Raw genomic sequence first — 17,848 nt, 5'->3', positions numbered from 1 at the left:
GCCCCGTTCTTTTTTATAAGTCTTTTCAACGCCAATACTGATTGGATTGATGATTGCTGTTTTCATCGGATTCCACCACCATAAAGATCACAGAGTTTTAACTGTTTTCAGATTATCTTCGTAATAAATCAGTGCTCTCCCTGTCTTTTTCAGTGGAATGTGTTTTATAAATGACGTTCCGGATACATATCTTCCCACCACTGAGGACTATCCTGCAACCAGCGGGCAAACCATGCCATAATACTGTTATGCCATTGCACGCGTTTCGGATAGTCGGCAATAAAGTGGTTTTCTCCATCTACAGTGATGAACTCTACTGTTTTACCCAATATTTTCAGAGCATTGAATAGCTGGATGCTTTCACCGATAGGTACGTTGGTATCTACGGTGCCGTGCAGCAGTAAGAGTGGAGTGTTGATCTTATCGGCGTTGAAGAGCGAACCTTGTTTGGTGAACAGTTCCGGATTGTTCCAGGGGTAACTGTCTGCTGCCGCTATGGCATTATAACCGTATCCCCAATAGCCTTCACCCCAATAACTGGTCACATTGCTGATACCGGCATGTGAAACTGCGGCGGCGAAAATATCCGTCTGAGTCTGGAGGTATTGTGTCATGAATCCACCGTAAGATGCACCGAGACAACCGATTTTTTTATCATTCACGAACGGGTGTTCCTTGCAGAACTGTTTGGTACCTTCAATGATGTCGTCCGCAGTACGTTTGCCCCAGGCATTGACATGGCGTGCTGAAAACTCCTGTCCGAATCCGATTGTTCCGCTCGGCTGGATAACATATACCACGTAGTCGCGTGAAGCAAACAACTGTGCGCAGTACGGATTACTGATCCCCCGTTCTGTGGGAGTCGTTCCTCCGTAATAGTACACAATTAGAGGATATTTCTTGTTCGGGTCGAATGAAGGCGGCAGACACATCATCCCTTTGATCTCTGTTCCGTCTGAAGCTGTGAAGTTCCAGGGTTTCATTTCGCCCAGTTCAATTCTCTCCAGAGTCGGTTTCATCGGGTCGGCTATCAGTCGAGAGGTTTTCTTTTTCAGGTCGTATACATAAGCGACTCCTGCATTGTAGCATCCCTGTCCGATATAAGCAGCCAATGACGGATTGTTTTCCGACATGGCAAATGCACTGGTGACATCAGTCTCCAGGTTCAGCTTTTCAAACTTACGATCTTTGGGTGAATAGCGATAGATATTCCGGCAATCTTCATCATTGGTGCTGAAGTAGATGCAACCGTCACCCTTGTTCCATTGCAGGAAGTTGACAGACGGATTGAATTCTTTGGTGATCGGATCGATTTTACGGGTAGCCAGATCCATGATAAATGCCTGAGAGTCGAAGTCATTGGCGATAGGGTGGTTGCCGCAATTCTTACCGATACCGTCAAAAGCTTCCGGGCTTGCCGTCAATAGCAATTGCTTACCGTCCGGTGAGTAGCTGGCTCCTCCGAGGAATCGGTCTTCGAAGAACAGTGTGTCGACGGCCAATGTTTCAAGATTTACCTGGAACAAAGAGCTCAAAGAGAAAGGACGTTGCGTGATATTCTCCTTTGAACTGCTGTAAAGCAGATATTTACCATCCGGTGAAATGTCCTGCATATAAGTGCTGTGATTACCGTAAGTGAGCCGTTCTGATGTTCCGCTGGCGATGTCATATCTGGCCAGGAAGCTGCGTCCGCGTGTATTGGGGATACGGTCTGCCGGGCTGACAATACGTTTCAACGGACCTTCATCTTTTACACCTTCTTCACGGGGATAGTATATCAGGAAGTCCTCGTTGGGCGACCAACTGAATCCCTGCTCGGGGATACCTCGCAAAAGAACTTCTTCTTTCAGTGTGACAGGATCGAGAGTGATAACGTCATTTCCTTCCGGAGCCACTACTGTATAATACAGTTTATTACTTTTCGGCATCCATCGCATACCATCTCTCAGATTAGTGAGCAGCACTTTTCCTGTTTTCAGTTCGGTCAGTTCACAATAAGTGCGCGAACGTTTCAGCGAATGGTTATCCCAATAACGGGTTAGCAGATATTTTCCGTCCGGTGATACGGAAACAGCTATGGCACGGTTACCGTATACTGTGTTATCGAGTGAGAAACGATGTTTCTGTTCAGGATCGGTGCTGCATGCCACTTCTTTGAATTTGTCATCTTTTACCAGTTCGCATTTCAGTGAAGGTACGGTTTTGTCGTCCGGAGTCGAAAGCAGTTTGATAGCTATTTCATAATCCATTTCGGGTTCGAGGCGTAAAGCGACCTCTTTGGTTGCTGCTTTAGAGATGCTGTCTTCCGAAGCATCCTTTACCATCTTCGATTCACCATTAATGAAAAGCTCCCATCTGACCGGAGAGGTCACTTTCAGTTTACCTTTCATAAAGCGTTCGGCACGCAGTTGGGTTTTGATCAGGTAAAGCAGATTGTCTTTATCAGCTTTCGCGAAGGTGACCAGACCGGCTGTATCGGCAGCTGTCATTTGAGTCGGTGCATTGGCAAGGTCGAGTACTACCGGTGTTTGTAGCAATGCTTTGGCTGTGTGTTTTTCTCCTTTCGGGTTGATGCTATCGTTCATGATCGGAGTACGCACCGTAATGGCGTTCCTCACCTGATAGCGGGTCAGCTTCTCCTGTGCATGTGTGGCAAGTCCTGTTGTTATCAACAGCGCCATCATCAGTAACTTTTTGTCCATTGTAGTTTTGAGTTTATAATTGGTTATTTCATTTTGTACACCAGTGTACCTCCCTTCACGATATCTTCATGTGAAATGTAGTTTTTAGTATAGGGTTCACCATTCAGTGTGATACTGTCGATATATTTATGTTCTTTCGATAAATTTTCGGCAATGACCGTAAACGTTTTACCATCCGGCAGATGGAGAACAATTTTAGGCATCTGCGGAGCACCGAACACATAATGTCCGCTCACCGGATCGACCGGATAGAATCCCATGGCATTGAACATATACCAAGCCGACATCTGTCCGCAGTCGTCATTGCCGCAGAGCCCGTCAGGTTTGTTTTTGTATTGGGTATCGAAGATTTCACGGATCAGCTCCTGAGTGCGTTCCGGCTTTCCGGCCAGTGCGTACAAGAAAGTGACGTGATGACTTGGTTCGTTACCGTGAGCATATTGACCGATCAGTCCGGTTACGTCGGCCAGTCCGCTTCCTTTCAGTTCGATAGTAAACAATGAATCCAGTTTGTTGAGGAAAACTTCTTTACCGCCAAACAGTTCGATCAATCCCGGTACATCGTGCTGGACATGCCAGGTATATTGCCAGGCATTTCCTTCTGTATAATCGCCCCCACGGCTTTCTGCATGTGCCAGATCACTGGGATTGAAAGGAGTCTTCCAACGTCCGTCGGCATAACGCGGGCGCATAAACTGTGTTTCTTTATCGAATAGGTTCTTGTAGAATTCCGAACGTTTCCCGAAGTATTCCGCATCTTCTTTTTTACCCATTAACCCGGCCATGGTAGCTGCGGCATAATCATCGTAAACCGATTCGAGGGTGCGTGAAACCGATTCGGCATCTACTTTGTCTGTCGGGTAGTAGCCGTATTTCATATAAGTTTCCCAGTCCGATTTCGGATGTGAAACGGTCAGTGTCTGTTTGATGGCATCGAATGCTTTCTCGGCATCAAAGCCGCGGAAACCTTTCTTGTAGGCTTCGGCAATAACCGAAACCGAGTGGTTACCGATCATCGTATTCGTTTCTTTACCCCATAAGGTCCAGACGGGTAAATAGCCTTGTGCCTGATTTTGTTCGATCATCGAATTGATAAAGCCGTCTACTCGTTCGGGTACGGCCAGAGTATAGAAAGGATGGGCGGCTCGGTAGGTATCCCAAATTGAAAAAGTAGAGTAATAAACGCCTGATGAGGATTTTACAATCGAATCTTTGGCATTGCGGTATCTTCCGTCCACGTCAGCAATATTATTAGGTTGTATCAGTGCATGGTAGAAACTGGTATAGAAATTCTCCAATTCATCCGGAGTACCTGTTACCTCGATGCGGCTCAGGTAACTGTTCCAGCTGTCTTTTGCTTTTTGTCTTGTCCCGTCGAAGTCCCAGTCAGCCAATTCTTTCTCCATATTCTTATGGGCACCGTCTACACCGACTGTGGAGATAGCGACTTTCATCAGCAACTGTTCGTCCGGTTTCATGTCGAAGCTCATGATCAGGCGTTTTCCTTTTTCCGTCTCTTCCATTGGCAGATAGATGGAGTCGGTCACCGGTTTATTGAATTTCATGACAAAATACAAATCTTGGTTTACCCATACACTGCTACGTACGTGTCCGGTCAGTGTTTGTGCATCTTCCCAGTTGATTTCACAGGCTTTGACATGCGATTTGTATTGTTGGGGATTCCATACCAAGCCGTGTTGTAAGTCAAGTAGCAATGAAGCCGAGTCGGCATTCTGATAAGTGTAACGATGCAGGGCTACATGATCCGTAGCGGTCAGTTCTGCTTTTACCTTATATTTATCGAGTTCTACGGTATAGTAGCCCGGAGTAGCGCTTTCTGTCTTTTTAGAAAATCCGCTTTTATAGTCGTCCCGAACTCTCTGCCCGGTGACAGGCATTACCAGTAGATCACCCAGATCCATGCAACCGGTGCCGTTGAGGTGAGTCTGTGAGAATCCCCAGATCAGCGAATCCTGATAATTGTATCCGGAGCAATATTGCCATCCGATGGCGTTGGTTTCCGGACTTGCCTGGATCAGCCCGAAAGGCAGGCAAGCACCCGGGAAGGTGTGACCGTTGTCGGCTGCTCCGATAAAGGTGTTTACGTACTGAGTGTAGTCTTGGGGTGCTGTCGGAGTTTCGGGAGTGCAGGAGGTGCAAAGACCGATCCCCAGACATGCAGTCATAAAGGTTGATTTGAACTTCATAGCAATGACCTTGATAAATTATTTTTGTGACAAAGATAAGCAAACTGAGGGCAGAATAAAATGAACTCGTTCATTTTTTATGCCAAAGTGCGGCTTATCTTCACTTTTCGGGCAAAAATAAGGAAAAAACTGACAGTATCGTACAGAATAAAGGAAGAAGGCTGTAAGCAAGGAATTTAGAAGACGGACGGATCAGAGGAGATGGGAACCCGTTATCTCTTGCAGAAGAACACTCTCGTCATACTTCCGTCAAACAATTGTAATACGTAAGCTGTTTCTTTGCAAACAGATAATGGAATACAATGATAGGTCTTTTTAATGATTGTTTCCCTCCGATCATGGATGGGGTATCACTTACTACACAGAACTATGCCTACTGGCTGCATAGGAAGGCGGGGAATGTTTGTGTGGTGACTCCTAAGTCACCTGATGCGAGAGATGCGGAAGAATATCCGGTTTACCGCTATTCATCTGTTCCCATTCCTATGAGAAAGCCTTACAGACTGGGTTTTCCGCGCATCGATTGGCCTTTTCACGAGCGTATCAGCCGGCTTTCATTCGAGCTGGTACATGCCCATTGTCCCTTTTCTTCGGGAGCACTGGCCATGCAGATTGCCAAAGAACAGCATGTTCCGATTGTAGCTACGTTTCACTCCAAGTACCGGGCGGATTTTGAGAGAGCCATTCCTTCCCGTCTGTTGGTGAACTATCTGATAAAAAAGGTGATTCGTTTTTACGAAGCTGCGGATGAAGTGTGGATTCCCCAGGCAGCTGTCGAAGAGACGTTGCGGGAGTATGGGTATAAGGGCAGGATAGAAGTGGTGGATAACGGAAATGATTTTGCAGGTACGCCTTTTCTCCAATCTGTCCGGCAGGAGGCTCGGAGGACTTTAGGTATCCGTTCCGGGGAGTTTATGTTTCTTTTTGTCGGTCAACATATTTGGGAGAAAAATCTCGGTTTTTTGCTCGATTCGCTTGTCCGTTTGTCTGATGTACCTTTTCGGATGTACTTTGTCGGTTCAGGCTATGCAAGCCATGAATTGAAACAAAAGGTTGTGGAACTGGGATTGGCTTCCAAAGTGTCTTTTGTAGGTAGTATTGTGGAACGCGAGATCTTGAAACGTTATTATGTTGCTGCCGATCTGTTTCTGTTTCCTTCTTTGTACGATAACGCTCCGTTGGTGATACGTGAAGCGGCTGCATTGGGTACTCCTTCGGTATTGATCAGGGATTCTACCGCTTCGGAAATAATCTCCGATTCGGTAAATGGTTTTCTGAGTCCCAATAGCACAGAGGCTTATTCCAATCGCATACGTGAAATATTATGCAGTACTGCTATAATAAAACAGGTGGGAGAGGAGGCATCACGAACTATTGCCCGGTCATGGGAAGACGTGGCCGGTGAAGTGTACGATCGTTATAACCGGTTGATAAAGCGAAACGGAAATAAATAAGATTATCATTGAAACTCTCTTCCTCCATTATGTCAGATTCTATTAAAACCTTTAAAACCGGCTATATCCTGCTTCCCGTCCTGATAGGGCTGTCGGTGGTGGGGTGGTTGTTCTACCGGGAGTTCAATCCGGAACTTTTCAGTGGCATTCGTTTCTCTTGGCATCTGGTAGGCGGATTGCTACTTGCCGTACTTTTTATGTTTGGACGAGACGGTGGGCTGATGTGGCGTTTCCGCTTTATTACTGACCGGGAATTAACTTGGCGTCAGGCATTCCGGGTAAATATGCTTTGTGAATTTACATCGGCAGTGACTCCTTCTGCCGTGGGAGGGAGTAGCCTGATCGTGTTATTTTTGAATAAAGAAGGCATTAATGCCGGACGCAGTACAGCTTTGACTATCTCCTGCCTGTTTCTGGATGAGCTATTTCTTGTATTGGCCTGTCCGTTTGCTTTACTTCTATTTTCATTCGATGATCTGTTTGGTAATGTGGCGATTCTATCTTCGGGAATAGAGGTACTGTTTTTTCTGGTCTATGGAGTCGTTACGATTTGGACTTTCCTGTTATATCTTGCATTGTTCCGCCGTCCGGAATGGGTAAAACGTTTGTTGCTCACTATTTTCCGCTTGCCACTGCTTCGCCGTTGGCACAAGGCCATCGAAACACTTACGGACAATCTGGTATTAAGTTCCAGAGAGATGAGTCAGAAGTCTTTTACCTTTTGGTTGAAAGCTTTTGGGATTACTTGCTTGGCTTGGACTTCACGTTATCTGGTAGTCAATGCTTTGCTGATAGCCTTTACCACTTCGGGCAGCCAACTGTTGGCTTTTGTGCGTCAGCTGATTCTATGGGTAGTGATGACTATCAGCCCTACTCCCGGTGGAAGCGGAGTAAGCGAATATATGTTTCGTGAATATTATGCCGATTTTTTTGATGTGGCAGGTATGGCTTTGGTCGTTGCTTTCGTTTGGCGGATTATTACTTATTATATGTATTTGCTGATAGGTGCTATCATTATTCCCGGTTGGGTGAAGAAGTTGAGAGATTAAACAACGTTGTCACAAGCCTGTAAAAAGAACGTAAATTCTTGCCGCTATCTTTGTCATACCCAAATTAAAAGAGTATCCTCCTATGAGTAGAGAAGAATTACAGCAAAAAAGTCGTTTCGCCATGATAGGAACATTGATGACCATTGTCAGTCTGGTGTTTTTGTTTTATGTAGGCAGTTCGTTGGTCAATACTACTAAGAAATATAAAGAGCTGGCCATTGAGATAGCTTGTATAAACAAGTAGCCTGATTATCTTGTATCCGGAGAAATGATTTGACCAATTTCCGGGAAATGTGTGATGCTTTAAAGTATCCGTAGGAGAAATATTGTCTTTATAAAACATACTTCTCCTACGAAAAATGGTTCTTCAAATTTGGTGGTAAGTTTTCTTTTACTCATGGAATCTAATTCGGTTTTCGTAAGTGTAAGCCCTCGTTTATAGTTGACAAAAAAGTAGATATCCCGGCTTTCTCCCGAAGAGTCCATCCGTGAGGTGAAGAAGCTAATCTTAGACTAAACTGTCTGAAAATCAATATCTTTAAAAAGTAAGATTTCTGTCCTCAAAAGCTTTGTTTTAACACAGTGTTAAAGCTTGTTCTTTGGATGTGAATAAAAAGTTCTTTAAATGCAAAAGACTTGTTATTTGCGCACAAGAACCTGCCAACCCGCAAAAGGCGTTAACAATGTTAATTGAAAAAAGGTATAAGGATGAAGATACCGGTTCAGACGGCGTAAACTCATTTCCGAAACTTGAGCTATCTTATTCAGCCGGTGTCTGTCTTTTCTTATTAAAGCAAGCAAAAAGGACAATTATCAACTTGAAAATAAAGAAATAAAGAATTTACCACCAAATTTGAAGAAGAACCCGAAAAATGATTTTCGATCTTCCATCTTCCACCTTTCAGGATGTATGTTGTTGATTACAAGATGCCTATCCTGGTGGAAGATGCTGTTTTGAGGCCATTTATATTCCACCTTTATCTTCCACTTTAATTTATTTCTTTTTTGCTGAAACTATTTTCTGGTTTTATCGACTAATGGATTAAAAGAGACAAAAAACATGGAAATAGAAAAAGATTTTATAGACCTACTGACTGAACACAAAGCGCTGATATATAAAGTCTGTTTTATGTATGCCTCCAATCAGGAAGATTTGAACGATCTTTATCAGGAAGTAGTAGTCAACTTATGGTGTTCTTATCCTAAATTCAGGTATGAAAGTAAATTGTCTACCTGGATATATCGCGTAGCTTTAAATACTTGTATCTCGGATTTACGGAAAAAGAAAGTACTGGATTATGTACCATTGAGCGTGGATATCGGAGTGTATGATGACTGTTTGCGCAATGATTCTTTAAAAGAGATGTATCAGTTGATATGTCAACTCGACCGATATGAACGGATGCTTGTCCTGCTATGGCTGGATGAAAATAGTTATGACGAAATAGCATCCATTACCGGAAGTAACCGAAATACAGTAGCTGTCAAGTTGCATCGGATCAAAGATAAATTAAAAAAGATGTCGAACCAATAGAATAAAGGAACATGGAACTGGATGAATTAAAACAAAAATGGACAGAACTGTCCGAGCAGGTAGAAAAAAATGAATTGCTTAACCGTCAGATAATTATTGATATGATACAGTCAAAGAAAGAAACCCACCTGCAGCAACAATTGCGTGTGGAAAAGATGGCTTTCGGTGTCTTAGGTCTCTTTCTGGGAATAGTGTGTTACACTTTTTGGAGAAATGTAGCTCCAGGTTGGATTTCATGGTATTTGCTGGGAATGGTGATATGGCTTTTGCTCATGCAGACTCTTATGTTTCGGATTATATATACCTTAAAGACAGTAACTGAACATGTAGAGCAACAATATAAAAGGTTACAATCTTATAAGGTATTGATGAATCTGACCTATATTTTTTCGTATGTGATAATCACTCCCGTTATAATCGCTTTTTTCTATATATGGCACAATCCTCTTTTTAGAACAGTATTGTGTGTGATGATACTGGCCGGCTTTTTAGGGGATTATTTTATTTATCATAAGACCGGTGACCGGTTAAAAGGGTTTAGAGATGCTGTCCGTGCGTTGCAGGATTTAAAGTCGGGAAAGCAGGAATAGTATTTAAGCCTCCTTTGCTTTAATTAGCTAATCGGATGAAACTTTTCTGCCCGATTTTTTGTATCTTTATTACCGGATAATAACAGGTGTTCCTGTAAAGAGAGGCACCTTAAAAAGAAAGGATCAGAAATGGATACAAACGAGTTAAAACAAAGACAGCATTTCATTCTAATCAGGACGTTACTGGTTGTTACGGCTCTTGCTCTGTTGGTCTATATTGCTTTTTCTATGGCCTATTCATCCAGAAGATTTCAAGAAAGTACTTCAATTATCGAATGGGTAAATGATTAGAAAAAGAAGATGTGAGGATAATTAACTGATTTGCGGAATGAAAAAGGAAATCTTGAAGAGACTGTTGGCCAAGCCCGGTGAGGAACATAGCGTTTCGGAGTTTGATGCTCGCTATACCGGTGATTTGACCAAATCGGAGGCCGAGGCATTGCTGGCTGAAAACATAGGAAAACTTTCCTCTTTGCAGGATAAGTTGTATGCGCAGGACCGTTATGCTGTCCTCGTTATTTTTCAGGCAATGGATGCTGCCGGAAAGGACGGGACGATCAAGCATGTGATGTCCGGCATCAATCCGCAAGGTTGTCAGGTATATTCTTTTAAACAGCCATCGGCTGAAGAACTCGATCATGATTATCTTTGGCACATCAACAGATGCCTGCCGGAGAGAGGACGCATCGGTATATTCAATCGCTCACATTATGAAGATGTATTGGTTGCAAAAGTGCATCCTGAAATTGTTTTATCCGCTAAGTTACCGGGTATTATGGGACCGGGAGATATTACTCCGAAATTTTGGAAAAAGCGTTATCGTCAGATTAATGATTACGAACGCTACCTGACGGAGAATGGTACAGTCATTATTAAATTCTTCTTGAATGTTTCGAAAGAAGAGCAGAAGAGGCGCTTTCTGTCAAGGCTGGAAGATGAGGCTAAGAATTGGAAATTTTCCGTATCCGACCTGAAAGAGCGCAGCTATTGGGACGACTATATGAAGGCTTATTCGGATATGTTGACCCATACTTCGACGGAAGAAGCACCTTGGTATGTGATTCCTGCAGATAATAAGTGGTTCATGCGTTATGCAGTAGGACAGATTTTATGTGACCGCATGAATGAACTTGATTTACATTATCCGGAAATGCCTGTTGAGGCGCGGCATCAGATTGAGGATTTCAAAAGAGCATTATTGAATGAATAAGCATAAAAGAGGGTATTTTATAACTTACCACTGATTACACAGATAAATATTATTGGTTATCAGTAGATTAAATATCATTCTGTGTAAATCTGTGTAATCTGTGGTGAATACGAGTTTTGATTCATCCGCTTGCTTTTTAACATAAAATTTTTAGAGAACTATGAAATTGCTGATGAAAAGTATTTGCTATTTGAGTATATAGATCAGGCTGACTCCGAGTTTGGTTAATCCAAAATAGTTGGAATGGTCTTTCCCAAGGAATAGTCCGCATTTGGGACGTTCATATTTATCGTAGTTCATAGATGCATATCCTATTCCCGCAGATACTTCAATGTTCCATCGTCTTTTCCATATCCATTGGTAACCATAAGATAAACCGATACCGTACAAGTCTCCCTGATAACGATATTTACTGAATCCACCGTTATATTGTCCATAGTGGGCATGAAGGCCCATAAAGTGCTTATAGAAAGGGATGCAAAACCAATACTTAGCTTCGGGTTGAACTAAGAATCCGCCCATTTTGCGGTTATCGGATAAAAAACTCCATCCTTTATACATGATATCTGCCCCGGCTGTCAGTCGGGGTGATATTTTGAATTCTGCTCCTAGGTTTATGGTCGTGGTTGCCCAGGAGAGGACATTTGTTTTTAATGCTATCTCTTGGGAAAGTATGGAAGTCAACGGAATCAGCAATAACAAAAGCAGGAAGAATGCTCTCTTTTTCATACCTTATTTCTTATCTAAATCTAATAAATCCAGTAAATCTAACACATCTCCATCTTTTTGTGCTATTTCCTTTAAAGATGGTTTTTGAGTGATGGCATTTCGTAGGTGAATGACGGCTTCATTGACGTTATTCAGCCTGTTTGCGGCAATCGCTTTCACATATTCGGTGTCCGGAGAGGTATCTTCTATCTTTTTCAGGACTTCCCAGGCTTTTGAGTTTTGCTTCATACTCAGCAATAAGATTGCTTGATTGATTCCCCCTTGTTTTTCGAATATTGGGTAGGCTTCCTGATATTTCCCGTCCATGGCGGCAGCAAGTGCTTTCACTATTTCAGTATCTTTATTGTCAGGCAGGAGTTCTGCAAAATGATTCGCCCTTTTGAAGTCGCGCTTTTGCAGATAGGCTACAGTTTGGTTGACAAGTATGGCTGAGGGAGCATCTTGTGTGATAAAAGGTTTCAGGAGAGTGGTATCGGCACGATTTTGTTTTATTAAGAGCGATGCCAGGTTGTTGGCTGCGATCATTAAATCGGGATGTATCGAGAGAGCCTCTCTGTAAAGTGCTTCCCGTTTTTCGTCCGTAGCATCTTTCTGACTCATGATATAACTCCAAAACTCGCTGGCTGTCAGTTTTTTGGGATCTTTTTTATAAAGAGCGTCGATTTCGTCTTTATTGAGCGTACGTAGTTCGGAATATTCATAGAAATATTCTACTCTTCGGAGTCGGGGCAGATAACGGTCCCGGATGAGCGGGTAAATCTTCATTCGTCTGGCTCCCCAGGATATTTCGTTATGGTTTCCGCGGGCACGTTTGATCAGTTCTTTGAGCTGTGATACTTCTTGAATGCTGTCCTTTTCCATGAGTTCACAAACCGTTGTCCATGACTCTACTACGGCATCGTTATCTACTTTGGCTTTTCGGATGGTTTCTTCGGAAATGTTCTCGAATACTTTTCCTTCTGCATTTTTCATTCTTTTTTTGGCCAGCTTTAGGTTATATTCATATGTTCCTTCCGGCGAAGTGTATCCTATGATCTGAAAGGTGGTCAGTGTCTTTGTTCGATCTTTGTCTATGTCGTCCAATGCCTTTTTCATTTTTCTGAGTTCTTCGGCGTTTTTTCCTTCATTTTCATAGATGTTCGCGTCTTCAGGGCGAAAACGAAGATGCATTTCTCCTTTTTCATTGAAGTTGAGCGGAGTCTGCTTGGGGATGTAGCTGTTGTCCAAGTCCATTGCACTCAGATTATAGTTAAAGAACCGCATCGGGTAGATAATGCCGTTGGTGATACGAATCGTATCCCGATATTCATCCTGGCAGAAAGTGCTTATTTTGATGCGTACTTCGGTTGTATATAGGTCGTTGATGTCGTCCACCGTACACGAGTCCGCATAAGTCAACGTCTGGTTACAAATGGAGTCAGGGTCTATGACCTGTGCAAAGCGTGAATAATATTCTTTTTCAGCCCGGTCGCCGCAGACGTTTCCTCGCCGGAGTAAAATATCATAATTCTTGCCATCGTACACAATGGGAGAGAAGTTTTTTTGAGTTCCCCGGCTATTGTTTGAGAGAATGGGTTGAATGATGACCCGGGAATCACTTTGAAAGCGTTTGGAGGGGATTTTATATCTCGTTTTAAGGTAGAGCATGTCTTTGATCAGCTCCAGGTCGGACGGAGCGAAAACAAATTTCATGCTGTTTTTTAATGTGGAAGTAACTGTTATTTCGGGCAACAGGCTTTGAGATTCTTTGAGAGTGATTTCTATCCATTTCTTCTCACCGGAATGGATGGTGACCGGCTCATAACCAACAGAGGAAAAGGTGATGGTGGAGTTTTGAGGAATTTCCAATGTAAACTTCCCTTCTTTTCCGGTGGAGGCTTTCCATTTCTGCCCTTCTACTCGGATATTGACTCCCGAAATGGGAACTGATGCCCTGTCTTTAACGATACCGCTGATGGTATGTGGAGTTTGGGCGGAAAGAGGGACAAACATCAAAGCATATAATATGACAATTATCAGGATTTGTATTCTCTTTTTCATAATTAGTTGTGTTAAATAACCGGAGTTAAGGTATGATTGTTTCATCATCGTCATGTATACCGTCCCAGTCGGGATTGATTGCTATGGAGAATCCCGAGTTGCCGAGGATACTGTGATTAAAGTCTGTACTAATACGGGTCAGTTGATTGCGTAGAATGGATATGTTGTTCAGTGTTTTTTGATAGATAGGGGAGCCGGAATGATCATCGGCATATAATTTTAAGGTAATACTGGCATTTTCCGGTCCGGACGTCGGGAAAGTACCTATGCTGAAGTCGGCAACTTCTTCGGCGTTAGTGACTTCTGCAACTGTAGTGTGGTATTCGGCTATCGTTTCACCTTTGTATAGAGTATCGATTTGACAGGTTGCTGCTACTTTGTGTATCTCTATTCCAATTCCGGTAATGTTTTCGGGTAACTGTTTCAGCTGGAATTGAGTGACGCCCTGTGTACGTCGTAGAATTACGAAATCCTGGTAACCGCATTCGCAATCGACGGTGAAATCATAACAAGACGTGAAGTAGTCTTTGGTCTGTTCAACTCCCGGATAGTTTAGGTTGAGAGCCTCAGGAGTAGTCGTATCAGGCAACTCTTCTTCTGAAACATTGGTAGCAAGTGCCAGACAATAATCTCCAAATGCTAATTTAGGAAAGGTCAGTTTGTAAGCATCTGTATTCAGGTCGGTAACGTTATCGATGATTCCGGAATGGATAAGCACGTTGTCTTTATAGAGATAATAACGTATACTGTTGATTCTGGTAGACAAGTTCTCTTCCAGTTTTCCTTCATCAGTGGCGGGTTGCTGGAATTTTTCTGCGACAATTGTCAAGGTGACATCGCCCATCCAGCAGTTTTTCAAGTCTTCTTTCCAGCAACTACTAAGAAGAAAGACTAAAGACAGAAGGTATAAAATGTATTTTGTTTTCATTATAAAAAATTGAGTTCTAAATGTCCCCATGGAATATTATCAGGATCCCAATCGATAGGTGTGCCTATAATAGGAGATTGATTCCAGTTTAAAACTGATTCTGTCTTATCAAGGATAAGGGTTGTCACTTGATTGGGTTTTGCTTGGGTTGTTGTTTCGATAGGAGATGTTTGCTTTTCTTTTTGGAAAATGGTTACAGTAATATCTTTACCGTCAGAAGGAGTTAATATGTTTTGCAATTGCTTGGCTTCGTCTTCATCTCCAAAATAACTGAAAAAAAGTTTCTTATCTCCGAGTTGACATTCAAAATTCTTTCTGATGCTTGCCGTTAAAGTTCCGAAAGACAGCTCGGTGTCTTTACTTACGATCTGTCCTAATAGATTTATTCCATTTATACTTTGTTCTTTTATACTATAAGAGATATCTGTTGCTCTTTCAAGGCTTCCCCAAAAATCGTCTCCTGTTGCACACAGTCTGATTAGAGAAGAATACCGCTTAAGAACCAATGGGGTGGGAAGCGGGTGATACTGTCCGCACTCCTCTAACCTATCTGTTTTCTTAATGGTGACGATGCCCGATGTAGCGAAAAAGATTTCATATCCGGAATAGTCTTTCTCAGTATCCGTTAGCCATGGTACATCCTCTTCCGAAAAACTTTGATATAGGTGTAATGCTTCGTTTTTCGGACCGTTAACGAGTAGCATGAATTTGTAATTTCCTGGACGAAGTGCTGTCTGCATGGTATACTTACATGCATCGGAGGATTTGATATATCCCTGAGGAATAACATTATCCTCTATTTTTTCTATGCTCCAGGCAGATTGCCCTGTCTCTTTAATAATTACCAACCGGCTGTCATATATTGCCGTTACGTAGTAGTCTGTTGATCGGGTGCTTCGGGTTTTCATTGGTATGATTTCATTGTCAGTTGAAAACCCTTGGCCGTCGATGGTAGTGGTTAGTTGAATGGTCACCTGTTCATTGGGGCTGTCGATGAATTCCATTTCCTTGCTACAAGAGGTATATGAACATAATACACTCCCACATCCTATCCAAATAGATAGTAATTTGTTTTTCATCATATTCTTATTGTTGTTTTTCAATCCCATTTCCAATCTATTCCGAAGTCACCCGAAACGGAAAGATCTATGATACGGTTGTTCCGCAAACGTATATTGGTCACCGTATAATGGTCTTTCACAATCGTCAATGGCTTGTCGGTAAGAGAAAGAATAAGTTTTTTCGTGCTATAGCTCCCGTTCGGAAGAGGAGTGGTATCGTAGTACGAAAAGTTGAGTATGGTCTTGATACCTTCTTCCGGATCCGTTGCTCCTTCGTCCGGATAATCTAATGTCATTTTGGAGAAGAGATAGGGGCCACAGATGCGTGTCGCACCTTTTACGGCTTTTTCATTCGTATCCAATGGAGCATTAGTAAGTGGCTCTATGACTCCTGTGTTGTTTGCAAAATCAGGGGTATAGTCGCTTTTGAGAACTATTTCTTTAGAAAAACAGATGTTGATCCGTTCGGGATTCCTGGTTTCGTTGGTTAATGAAACTTTGGGGATCACGCCATTGACTGCTATATCGATCCGAAACACTCTGTCTAAAGTTGAAGAACATTCTGTATCAATGTCAATCGGGTTGTGGCTTTTTTCATCGCATTTCATTACGTCAAATACCAATTCTCCCACAGCCCGCTTTAATTTGAATTCGATAGACGTTTTCCCTTGCGCTATATCCTCGGGAGTGAGTTGTTGAATGGCGTAATAGTTATCTTTTGAAAGCGGGACATAGTTGTTATCGTTTTCTTTTATCATGCTGATTTCTGACTCACTGAAAGTCATTCCTTCTTTGCTTATGATCTCAGATTCCGGCTTTTCTTTAGGGGTGGCGTGAACTAGCAGCAGATAAGACCGATCTGTAGATTCACTGGGGATGGATAAAGTGTATTCCCGGATTTGCTTTAGGGTGAGATCTCCGGTATGCCTCCAAAAAGTGTAATTGGAGCCGTCATTATCGGGGGAAGGATTGGCAGTATTGGAACGGAAAATAAAAAGATGGTATACCAGTTTTTGCAATACCGCATTGTCGTTATCGGTGGAGGGCTCTCCGTCAGGAGATGTCAGGTTGAGACTGAAAGCGGGCGTCTCGGGAGTTTCATTGAGTGGCTCGCATGCGGAGAATCCGAGCAATAGGATTCCTAAAGTCAGAAAAAGTGTATGTGGTTTCATTGACTATATATTATTAGTTCCAGAATCCGTCATTCCCGGTGATTTGATTATTGAATTTGAGTTCTTCCAAGTCCAAATCGGCATCGGGAGAGATGGAAATGTCAACATCTTCATTTAGAAGCCAAAGAGTGAACAGATACATCTTGTTGCGCTCCAAGGGGATGTTTTCTAACGTAAAGGTTTTGTTTTTCAACGTTCCTGTGTAATCGATGTCAATGGTTACACGGATTGTCTGATCAAGAGGAGCGGGGAATAGCAACGGACCTTCACAATAAGCGGCTCCCTCATATCTTTGATAATCTGTTTTCTCTATAATCGGGCTGAACAAGGATACGAACTGGTCTGCATCAAATCTTTTAAAAGAATAGTCCCCATTCTGGAGCCGTACCAAACAGTGATATGACATTGGGCTTTTAAATATCAGTCCGGTTTCACTTAAATAGCAACATTGGCTGCTGCCTTCTATTGTGAGATTTATGGCACTGATTTTTTTCAATGCATTATCGAAGCTGTTTTCGGGTGAATCTATTAATGTGTATTGTCCGTTTTCTTTTTTAGCTCTTTGAATGATGAAACACAATTGTCCCTGCAAATGGCTGATTTTTCGGGCAATCAGTGTCCTGTTCGTTTGGGATAAGTCATATTCTGTCTGACTATTTTGTGCCGATTCTTCATTTTTGTCAGTGAATAGAGCGGTTGTACAGTGATTGAGTTCCGTTTGTCCGTTTAAGGTTCGGGTAGGATATTGAAAATAATAGTTCCGATCATACGAAGTGGAAACTAAGTTTCCCGGATTATTGTCTGTCACAAATGATATTTTCCCAGAGTTTCCCGGGGAGTTTGAGAATCCTTTTGCCAACAGAAATCGATAGATCCCTGTTGGCAGTAAGATATTCTTCTGCAATTGTTCTTGTTCGAAAAGCCATGGACTCTCTTGGATACTTTCTACTTTGGTAAATTGGTCTTTCTCTTTTCTAAATATAAGAACAGAAATTTCGTCGTCATTTTCTCGTTTGGTAGAAGGTAGTTGCCGGGTTTTAAACACGACACTGACAGAAGTATCTTCTTCGATAACTTCCTGGTGATTGGTACAGGCACTCCCCAGCAAAAGTGTTCCCAAAAGTATTTGTCGGATGTAGCGTTTCATTGTCATAGGGTTTGGCAGAAAAATT

Annotated in this window: 16 protein-coding genes; 7 read left to right on the top strand and 9 right to left on the bottom strand. The window is 42.5% G+C overall.

The features are described 5' to 3' along the window. Nucleotides 1-164 precede the first annotated feature (164 nt). Together BSHG_RS02470 and BSHG_RS02475 are read right to left on the bottom strand one after the other, a co-directional pair. Nucleotides 165-2,702: a S9 family peptidase gene (locus tag BSHG_RS02470; RefSeq protein WP_008661286.1), complete on the bottom strand. Its 2,538-nt coding sequence runs from the start codon at nucleotides 2,700-2,702 to the stop codon at nucleotides 165-167. Between the two features lie 23 nt (nucleotides 2,703-2,725). Further along, the gene (locus tag BSHG_RS02475) at nucleotides 2,726-4,909 is read right to left on the bottom strand and encodes a GH92 family glycosyl hydrolase (RefSeq protein WP_008661284.1); all 2,184 of its coding nucleotides are present in this window, start codon (nucleotides 4,907-4,909) and stop codon (nucleotides 2,726-2,728) included. A 302-nt stretch (nucleotides 4,910-5,211) separates the two neighbouring features. On the opposite strand from BSHG_RS02475, the gene BSHG_RS02480 reads away from it, so the two are divergent. From BSHG_RS02480 to BSHG_RS23370, 3 genes are all read left to right on the top strand, one after another. Next, entirely contained in the window at nucleotides 5,212-6,363 is a 1,152-nt protein-coding gene (locus tag BSHG_RS02480; protein ID WP_005789766.1) for a glycosyltransferase family 4 protein, read from the top strand. 29 nt (nucleotides 6,364-6,392) lie between these two features. Continuing rightward, the gene (locus BSHG_RS02485; RefSeq protein WP_008661282.1) at nucleotides 6,393-7,412 is read left to right on the top strand and encodes a lysylphosphatidylglycerol synthase transmembrane domain-containing protein; all 1,020 of its coding nucleotides are present in this window, start codon (nucleotides 6,393-6,395) and stop codon (nucleotides 7,410-7,412) included. A gap of 82 nt (nucleotides 7,413-7,494) precedes the next feature. Further along, a complete protein-coding gene (locus tag BSHG_RS23370; protein ID WP_005789763.1) occupies nucleotides 7,495-7,656 on the top strand; it encodes a hypothetical protein in 162 nt (53 codons plus the stop codon). Between the two features lie 59 nt (nucleotides 7,657-7,715). Here BSHG_RS23370 and BSHG_RS23800 read toward each other — a convergent pair whose 3' ends face one another. Then, on the bottom strand, nucleotides 7,716-7,898 hold the full coding sequence (locus BSHG_RS23800; protein ID WP_080690373.1) for a hypothetical protein: 183 nt from the start codon (nucleotides 7,896-7,898) through the stop codon (nucleotides 7,716-7,718). Nucleotides 7,899-8,017: 119 nt separating this feature from the next. On the opposite strand from BSHG_RS23800, the gene BSHG_RS23600 reads away from it, so the two are divergent. From BSHG_RS23600 to BSHG_RS02500, 4 genes are all read left to right on the top strand, one after another. Beyond that, entirely contained in the window at nucleotides 8,018-8,248 is a 231-nt protein-coding gene (locus BSHG_RS23600; RefSeq protein WP_025814533.1) for a hypothetical protein, read from the top strand. Nucleotides 8,249-8,472: 224 nt separating this feature from the next. Then, nucleotides 8,473-8,946 carry a sigma-70 family RNA polymerase sigma factor gene (locus tag BSHG_RS02490; protein ID WP_005789761.1) on the top strand — a complete coding sequence of 158 codons (474 nt, stop codon included), beginning with the start codon at nucleotides 8,473-8,475 and terminating at the stop codon, nucleotides 8,944-8,946. An 11-nt stretch (nucleotides 8,947-8,957) separates the two neighbouring features. Next, nucleotides 8,958-9,536, top strand: coding sequence for a hypothetical protein (locus BSHG_RS02495; RefSeq protein WP_008661280.1), 579 nt, complete (start codon nucleotides 8,958-8,960; stop codon nucleotides 9,534-9,536). 328 nt (nucleotides 9,537-9,864) lie between these two features. Further along, entirely contained in the window at nucleotides 9,865-10,746 is an 882-nt protein-coding gene (locus BSHG_RS02500; RefSeq protein ID WP_008661279.1) for a polyphosphate kinase 2 family protein, read from the top strand. Between the two features lie 186 nt (nucleotides 10,747-10,932). On the opposite strand, the gene BSHG_RS02505 is transcribed toward BSHG_RS02500, so the two are convergent. From BSHG_RS02505 to BSHG_RS02530, 6 genes are all read right to left on the bottom strand, one after another. After that, the gene (locus tag BSHG_RS02505; RefSeq protein ID WP_005789757.1) at nucleotides 10,933-11,475 is read right to left on the bottom strand and encodes a DUF3575 domain-containing protein; all 543 of its coding nucleotides are present in this window, start codon (nucleotides 11,473-11,475) and stop codon (nucleotides 10,933-10,935) included. A gap of 3 nt (nucleotides 11,476-11,478) precedes the next feature. Then, entirely contained in the window at nucleotides 11,479-13,515 is a 2,037-nt protein-coding gene (locus tag BSHG_RS02510; protein ID WP_008661278.1) for a carboxypeptidase-like regulatory domain-containing protein, read from the bottom strand. Between the two features lie 25 nt (nucleotides 13,516-13,540). After that, entirely contained in the window at nucleotides 13,541-14,359 is an 819-nt protein-coding gene (locus tag BSHG_RS02515) for a hypothetical protein (RefSeq protein ID WP_005789745.1), read from the bottom strand. 83 nt (nucleotides 14,360-14,442) lie between these two features. Continuing rightward, complete coding sequence (locus tag BSHG_RS02520) at nucleotides 14,443-15,525, bottom strand: hypothetical protein (RefSeq protein WP_008661276.1); 1,083 nt, start codon at nucleotides 15,523-15,525, stop codon at nucleotides 14,443-14,445. 17 nt (nucleotides 15,526-15,542) lie between these two features. After that, entirely contained in the window at nucleotides 15,543-16,676 is a 1,134-nt protein-coding gene (locus BSHG_RS02525; protein WP_008661275.1) for a DUF5031 domain-containing protein, read from the bottom strand. Between the two features lie 13 nt (nucleotides 16,677-16,689). After that, nucleotides 16,690-17,829, bottom strand: coding sequence for a hypothetical protein (locus BSHG_RS02530; RefSeq protein WP_032497499.1), 1,140 nt, complete (start codon nucleotides 17,827-17,829; stop codon nucleotides 16,690-16,692). Nucleotides 17,830-17,848 lie beyond the last annotated feature (19 nt).

The sequence above is a fragment of the Bacteroides sp. 3_2_5 genome, from assembly GCF_000159855.2.
Taxonomy (GTDB): domain Bacteria; phylum Bacteroidota; class Bacteroidia; order Bacteroidales; family Bacteroidaceae; genus Bacteroides; species Bacteroides fragilis.
This window is presented reverse-complemented; position numbering and strand designations above follow the sequence as displayed.